The organism is Bradyrhizobium sp. STM 3843, assembly GCF_000239815.1.
Lineage (GTDB): Bacteria > Pseudomonadota > Alphaproteobacteria > Rhizobiales > Xanthobacteraceae > Bradyrhizobium.
In genome coordinates this window covers 1-5,910 of record NZ_CAFK01000071.1, presented here as the reverse complement: position 1 = coordinate 5,910, position 5,910 = coordinate 1, and the positions used below count along the sequence as shown (strand labels likewise).

8 protein-coding genes and 1 pseudogene are annotated in these 5,910 nt (G+C 64.5%); 6 read left to right on the top strand and 3 right to left on the bottom strand.

The genetic code is table 11. The annotated features are described in order from the left end of the window. The 6 genes from BRAS3843_RS41870 to BRAS3843_RS09860 form a co-directional block, all read left to right on the top strand. The coding region (locus tag BRAS3843_RS41870; protein WP_210161391.1) for a hypothetical protein at positions 1-192 on the top strand (192 nt) is incomplete at its 5' end. Position 193: 1 nt separating this feature from the next. Next, positions 194-601: a hypothetical protein gene (locus BRAS3843_RS09880; RefSeq protein WP_008968703.1), complete on the top strand. Its 408-nt coding sequence runs from the start codon at positions 194-196 to the stop codon at positions 599-601. Between the two features lie 2 nt (positions 602-603). Beyond that, a complete protein-coding gene (locus BRAS3843_RS09875) occupies positions 604-1,080 on the top strand; it encodes a hypothetical protein (RefSeq protein WP_008968702.1) in 477 nt (158 codons plus the stop codon). A gap of 137 nt (positions 1,081-1,217) precedes the next feature. Then, positions 1,218-1,370, top strand: a complete 153-nt coding sequence (locus BRAS3843_RS41425; protein WP_175361100.1) for a hypothetical protein — start codon at positions 1,218-1,220, stop codon at positions 1,368-1,370. Between the two features lie 69 nt (positions 1,371-1,439). After that, positions 1,440-2,027 carry a cysteine dioxygenase gene (locus tag BRAS3843_RS09865; RefSeq protein ID WP_008968701.1) on the top strand — a complete coding sequence of 196 codons (588 nt, stop codon included), beginning with the start codon at positions 1,440-1,442 and terminating at the stop codon, positions 2,025-2,027. Positions 2,028-2,040: 13 nt separating this feature from the next. Beyond that, a complete protein-coding gene (locus BRAS3843_RS09860) occupies positions 2,041-3,603 on the top strand; it encodes a rhodanese-like domain-containing protein (RefSeq protein ID WP_347379570.1) in 1,563 nt (520 codons plus the stop codon). 281 nt (positions 3,604-3,884) lie between these two features. Here BRAS3843_RS09860 and BRAS3843_RS41420 read toward each other — a convergent pair whose 3' ends face one another. From BRAS3843_RS41420 to BRAS3843_RS39520, 3 genes and pseudogenes are all read right to left on the bottom strand, one after another. After that, positions 3,885-4,037, bottom strand: a complete 153-nt coding sequence (locus tag BRAS3843_RS41420; protein WP_008968699.1) for a hypothetical protein — start codon at positions 4,035-4,037, stop codon at positions 3,885-3,887. A gap of 16 nt (positions 4,038-4,053) precedes the next feature. Next, a complete protein-coding gene (locus tag BRAS3843_RS09855) occupies positions 4,054-5,526 on the bottom strand; it encodes a putative sulfate exporter family transporter (RefSeq protein ID WP_008968698.1) in 1,473 nt (490 codons plus the stop codon). A 206-nt stretch (positions 5,527-5,732) separates the two neighbouring features. Beyond that, positions 5,733-5,910: pseudogene (locus BRAS3843_RS39520) on the bottom strand (sugar ABC transporter permease); the annotation flags it as partial.

Below are 5,910 nucleotides of genomic sequence, written 5' to 3'. Positions count from 1 at the left end.
TGGGAGAACGCGATGCCTCAAGCTTGTGACACCGTAAGACTAACTGGCACGGAATTTGATTTGCTGAAACACAACCTGCCGTATTGGCCGGTTTGTCGAATGTCGTGCGTCGGATGTCGGCCAATGTCCGGTTCCGCGCCAGGTGGCCTGTGCGCCGTGATCGACGGCGTGCAGATCGCAATGGAGAGATGAGATGGCGCGGGCGCTGACTGCATTTCTGAAACGCGCTGATGTTCCAGCGCGGAAAGCGCTGCAGCAGGCGATCGCGCGGCTGCCATTCGCATTGACCCTCGACGAGGGCTACGTTCCGTTCGAGACCGCCGGTTATCTCCCCTGCACGCTCGATGGCGAGGATGCCGGCTTCGATCTTCGCTTCAAGGATGCGGCCGCCGAGCTGGCGGCGATGCCTGCCCTGCAGGCGACCGTCGGCGACCGCGACATGGCGATCTGCTGCAAATGGGGCGGCGATCCGCGCGAGGAGGCAGCAGCGCTTGCGGTCTGCGCGGCGCTGGCAACGGGATTTGGCGCGCTCGTCGTGCGCGACGGCGCACTGCTGTCATCAGATCACATGCTCAAACAGGCGAAGGGAGCGCTGGTATGAACATGACGGCTCCGCTTCAGCCAACCGCGATCCAGGCGGTGCCCGCCGAACTGGGCGACTGCGGCTTCCGGCTGCTGATGATCCGACAATTCAATTCCGGTGCGGTGCCGCCGGCGTTCGCGGTCATCGACCAGCGCGTGATGCGGATGCCGCAACGGATCGGCCGGCACGGCGTCTCCTTCGCAGCCACCTTTCTGCCGGAAGTGATGACCTGGCTGATCGACCATCTCGGCCGGCCGTCGCTGCATGACGCGTCAGGCCGCGCCTACCGCAACCCGCGCTGGCCTGTTGTCTGCTGGCATGATCAGGAACGTTCGTGGCCAAGCGGCGCGCTCACTGTCGAATGGTTCGCCGAGGTCGCCTTTCAGGACACAGCGTCATGGTTGGCGTTCAAGACCCGTTGGCTGGAGCGGTTGCAGCCGGTCGGCGCAGATCATGCCGAGGAGAGCGCGGAAACAGACCAGCGCGCTTGCGCATAGCACGACATGATTTTGCTGAGGACGCGCTGCAACGGGCACGATTCTGTCAAACTCGCTCAGGGCCGGATTTGGCTGTGTTCGGCCATGTCCAGCTCGTGATATCTCGATGCGATGCCGATGCTTGCGTGGAGGTCTTCATGCGCTACGTCTCGTGGTTCGGTAACTGGATCGGCCGTCTGATGCCCGTTTCTGATCGGCATGTCGGTCATCCGGCAGGCACTCGGTGCGAAGGTGTGTCGCTGTCGAACGAAGACCTCTTCTACATCGCAATGCTCGGCCCTCACGTGTGACCCGGCGGACTGCGACGGCTTCGCTCGCGTCGCATTCCACCGGCCGCCCAGGGACCGGACAGACCCTAGATGAGTGACATCACGAGGCTGCGCGCCTTTGTCGTCGACACGGCGCGGCTGCTGCAAACGCAAAGCGACGAGGCTGCGATCCTCGCATATCTTAAGCCAAAGCTTGAAGACCTCATCAGGCACGATGATTGGCTGCCCGAGGCCTACGCAACAACCACGAACAGCCGCTACCGGCAGTATCTGCTCTATGCGGATCCACTTGACCGCTTCTCGATCGTGAGCTTTGTCTGGGGGCCCGGTCAGGGCACGCCGATTCATGATCACCGCGTCTGGGGCCTGGTCGGCGTGCTGCGCGGAGAAGAGATTTCGGTGAGTTATGAACGACATGCGGACGGATCTTTGCGTGGCACGGCACCGGAGCGGCTGAAGGCCGGCCAGGTGGCCACGGTCTCGCCAGGGATCGGCGACATCCACGCCATCTCGAACGGGCTGCCGGACGCCTCCTCGATCAGCATCCACGTCTATGGCGGCAATATCGGCCGTATCCGTCGCGCGGTCTACGACGCGGAGACCGGCGCCATCAGCGACTTCATTTCCGGATATTCGAATGACACTGTTCCAAACCTCTGGCCCGGACACGAAGCTTGAGCAGCCCCCGCTGATGCCGCCGGCCGAGTTGCGCCGGCGCTGGCGCGCAGGCGAGGAAGTGGCGCTGCTCGACGTGCGCGAGGAAGGTCCCTACTCGTTGTCGCATCCGTTCTTCGCGGTCTCGCTGCCGCTGTCCCAGATCGAACTGCGCATCCTTGACCTCATCCCGCGGCTCACCGCGCCGATCGTCGTCTATGACGACGGCGAGGGCTATGCCGCGCGCGCGGTGCCGCGGATCAGGGCCCTCGGCTACAGCGACGTGTCGATCCTCGACGGTGGGCTTGCGGGTTACGCACGGTTCGGCGAGGTGTTCCGCGACGTCAACGTGCCGAGCAAGGCGTTCGGAGAATTGGTCGAGGCTGTCAGGCATACGCCCTCACTCTCTGCGGACGAGGCCAAGGCGTTGATCGAAACCGAGTCCAATCTCGTCGTGCTCGATGCCCGCCGCTTCGAGGAATATCGCACCATGAGCATTCCGCGCGGGGTCAGCGTGCCCGGCGGCGAGCTTGCTTTCCGCGCGCGCGAGATCGCGCCATCTGCTGAGACCACCATCATCGTCAACTGCGCCGGGCGCACGCGCTCGATCATCGGCACGCAGTCGCTGATCAATGCCGGCCTGCCGAACCGGATCTATGCGCTGCGCAACGGCACCATCGGCTGGACGCTGGCCGGCCACCAGGTCGAGCGCGGCAAGGCGGCGCGCTTTCTGGATCGGCCGCAGACGAGCTACGCCGCGGCGCTGGCGGATGCGAAGGCCTGGGCCGAGCGCGTCGGCGTGAAGTTGCTCGATCGCGCGGCGTTCGAGCGCCTGCGCGCGGAGCAGGATCAGCGAACGCTGTATTGCCTGGATGTGCGAACGCCCGAGGAATATGCCACCTCGCATCCGGATGGCTTCGTCTCGGCGCCGGGCGGCCAGCTGGTGCAGGCGACCGACGAATGGGTCGGCATACGCGGCGCGCGCCTCGTGCTGTTCGATGACGATGGTGTGCGCGCCCGGATGACCGCGTCCTGGCTGGTTCAGATGGGGTGGGATGCATCGATCGTCGGTCCCGATGTCGTTGCGCCAAGCGAGAGTGGCCTGCGCGCAGCGCGACGGCCGGCGGTACCGGATATTGGTGCTGCGGCGATCGGCGCCGACGAGTTTGCCGCTCATCCTTCCGCCTGGACCATCGTCGATCTCACCCGCAGCCCGGCCTACACGACCGGCCATATTCCGGGTGCCCACTTCGTGCTGGCCTCGCGCTTTGCCGAAGATCTCGCGAAGCTGCCCGGCGACGGCGCGATTGTCCTGACCAGCGAGGACGGGGCTGAAGCGGCTCTCGCCTTGCCCGATGCACGCACCGCAACGGCGCGCGACGTTCGCGTCCTTGTCGGCGGCACCCGCGCCTGGACCGCGTCAAGCCGCGAGCTCGATCGCGACCACCTCTCCTGGATCTCCGAGCCCGACGACGTCTACAAGCGTCCCTATGAGGGCACCGACAACGCGGCTCAGGCAATGCAGGCCTATATCGACTGGGAGCTGCAGCTGGTCGCCCAGCTCGCCAACGATTCCGTGTCGAATTTCCACGTGGTGTAGCGGCTGGCGATCCGTAGGGTGGGCAAAGCGGAGCGTGCCCACCGTGATCTAAAGCGCCGTTAGAGATGATGGGCACGTGCGGGTTACGGCCGCGGCTTCGCTCCGCATACTCACTCGATCGTCATTCCGGGGCGCCCGGGCGATAAAACAGCAGAGCTGTTTTGCGCGGAGGGCGAGCCCGGAATCCATTCCGCCTCATATTTCACCGTGTAAATGGATTCCGGGTTCGCGCGTTCCGCGCGCCCCGGAATGACGGCAGACCTGGAACGTCGGACTCAGCATCAAAGCTGCGCCGGATAGAGATGGTTCAGCACCACCAAAATCACCAGCAGCACGATGCCGAGGCTCAGGCTGTAGCCGATCAGCTTCTTCTCGATCGGCAGCAACGGCTCGACCGCGTTGCCGCTCTGTGCATTCACATCATTGGCTGACATTGCGCCCTCCTCCAACTCAGCTGGCGAGCGGCGGCTTGACGCCGCTGAAGAACAGCCAGGAAATCAATAGGCCCACCCAGATCACGAAGCCGAACAGGCTGACCACATAGACCGCGGCGAGCTTGCCGAAGCCGTCCTGCCAGAGCTTGCGGAAATCCGAGAGCACGCCGATCGAGAAGAAGGTCAGGATGAAGAAGATCACCCGGAACACATTCGCCTCACCCGCCGCCGCCGGCAGCGCCTTGGCGATCTCGGGCGTGGTGCCGACCGCCAGCCACAGCGAGACCGCGAACACCACGACGAAGCCCAAGATGAACTTCGGGAAACGCTCCCAGATCTCGGATGCCTTGGCCTTGTCGGTGCGCGGCGTGACGTAGTTGGTCCAGATATAGCCGAGGATGAAGGCCCAGATGCCGATGAAGATGTCGATGAACACCTTCACGGTGGCTGTGGTCGCGAGGATCCAGCCCGGCTGATACTTGATGCCTTCGGCCGCCGCCTTGGCCATGATCAGCGATTCCGTGATGCCGCCGCCCGCGACCGCGGCACCGTCGGTCTTGATGGCAAGGCCCATCCAGGCGCCAGCGACCAGCGGCTCCTGCCACAAGAAGGTTTGCGCCAGGAACGGCAGGATCAGGATCTCGACCACCGCGAACACCACGACCAGCGAGGAGACCAGCACGGGCACCGAGGGCCGCGCGCGGATCGCACCGCCGGTCGCGATCGCCGCGGCCACGCCGCAGATCGAAATGCCCGAGGCGAGCGGCACCGACCATTCGCGGCTGAAGCCGAACCATTTGCGGGCGACGAAATAGACCACCGACCAGTAGATCAGATAGGCTTCGATGATGGCGGCGACGCCGCGCAGAAGCACCGAGGACGCGAGGTTGAGCCGGCCGGCCGCGGTCACCGCGATGGTCGCGCCGAGGATCACGATCGCGATCTTGATGTAGAGCTCGGGGCGGATCGCCTCCTTCAGCCATTCGGCGAAGCGCGGAAAGAAATTGGCAATCACCAGGCCGGATAGCAGCGCGACGACGAAGCCGCCCTCATTGGTCAGCTTCAGCGACCAGGCGATGCCGAACTTCTGCTGTTCGGCCGGCGTGACCGCAGCAACATAGGCATAGCTGCCGACCACCCAGCTCGCATAGGCAATGGCGAACACGATGGTGAAGGCGAGAACAAAGCGCTTGATGTCGCCACCGAGCGCAGCGATTCCGGCGGTCAGCACGACCAGCAGCGACGCGTAGGTCGCGAGCAGCGCGCCGAGACCACCGAGCGCGGCGTAGCCCTTGGCAACCGGCGCTAGCGCCTTGCCGAGATCGGTGTAGACCGACGTCGTCACCGCCCAACCGAGCAGATCGGTGCCGGCAAGGCTGAACAGCGCGAGCGCGAAGACCAGAAGACCGATGACGACGGCAAGCCAGTCCTCAGTCCAACTCCCCTTGGAGACGACCCCTGTGGCGGGCCTCACCGCAATATCCGACATCGAAATCCCCTGAACGCCCAGCGCGGCGCAGCCGCTGCTCTCTGGGCGTCATGAAATCATGTCGGGGCTGTCTGGCAATCTTATAGGATTTTTTTCTTCGCCATGTCCGGAGAACAAAAAGCGCGCCGAAGCGCGCCCAAAGAGGAGAAGCTTCTTGAGGGTGCTGTTGCGGGGCGCGGCTGCCCCCCGCAACAGCCTGGATACCCTCAGCGGCGCTGGTTGTAGACGTCGATGCAGACGGCCCCGAGCAGCACCAGGCCCTTGATGACCTGCTGATAGTCGATACCGATGCCAAGAATCGACATGCCGTTGTTCATCACGCCCATGATCATGGCGCCGACCACAGCGCCGCCGACCCGGCCGACGCCGCCATAGGCCGAGGCG

Excerpts from the sequence above, each read along its gene's own strand:
- BRAS3843_RS09865 (WP_008968701.1), top strand. The coding sequence starts at position 1,440 with ATGAGTGACATCACGAGGCTGCGCGCCTTTGTCGTCGACACGGCGCGG.
- BRAS3843_RS41425 (WP_175361100.1), top strand. The coding sequence starts at position 1,218 with ATGCGCTACGTCTCGTGGTTCGGTAACTGGATCGGCCGTCTGATGCCC.
- BRAS3843_RS09875 (WP_008968702.1), top strand. The coding sequence starts at position 604 with ATGACGGCTCCGCTTCAGCCAACCGCGATCCAGGCGGTGCCCGCCGAA.
- BRAS3843_RS41420 (WP_008968699.1), bottom strand. The coding sequence starts at position 4,037 with ATGTCAGCCAATGATGTGAATGCACAGAGCGGCAACGCGGTCGAGCCG.
- BRAS3843_RS09880 (WP_008968703.1), top strand. The coding sequence starts at position 194 with ATGGCGCGGGCGCTGACTGCATTTCTGAAACGCGCTGATGTTCCAGCG.
- BRAS3843_RS09860 (WP_347379570.1), top strand. The coding sequence starts at position 2,041 with ATGCCGCCGGCCGAGTTGCGCCGGCGCTGGCGCGCAGGCGAGGAAGTG.
- BRAS3843_RS09855 (WP_008968698.1), bottom strand. The coding sequence starts at position 5,526 with ATGTCGGATATTGCGGTGAGGCCCGCCACAGGGGTCGTCTCCAAGGGG.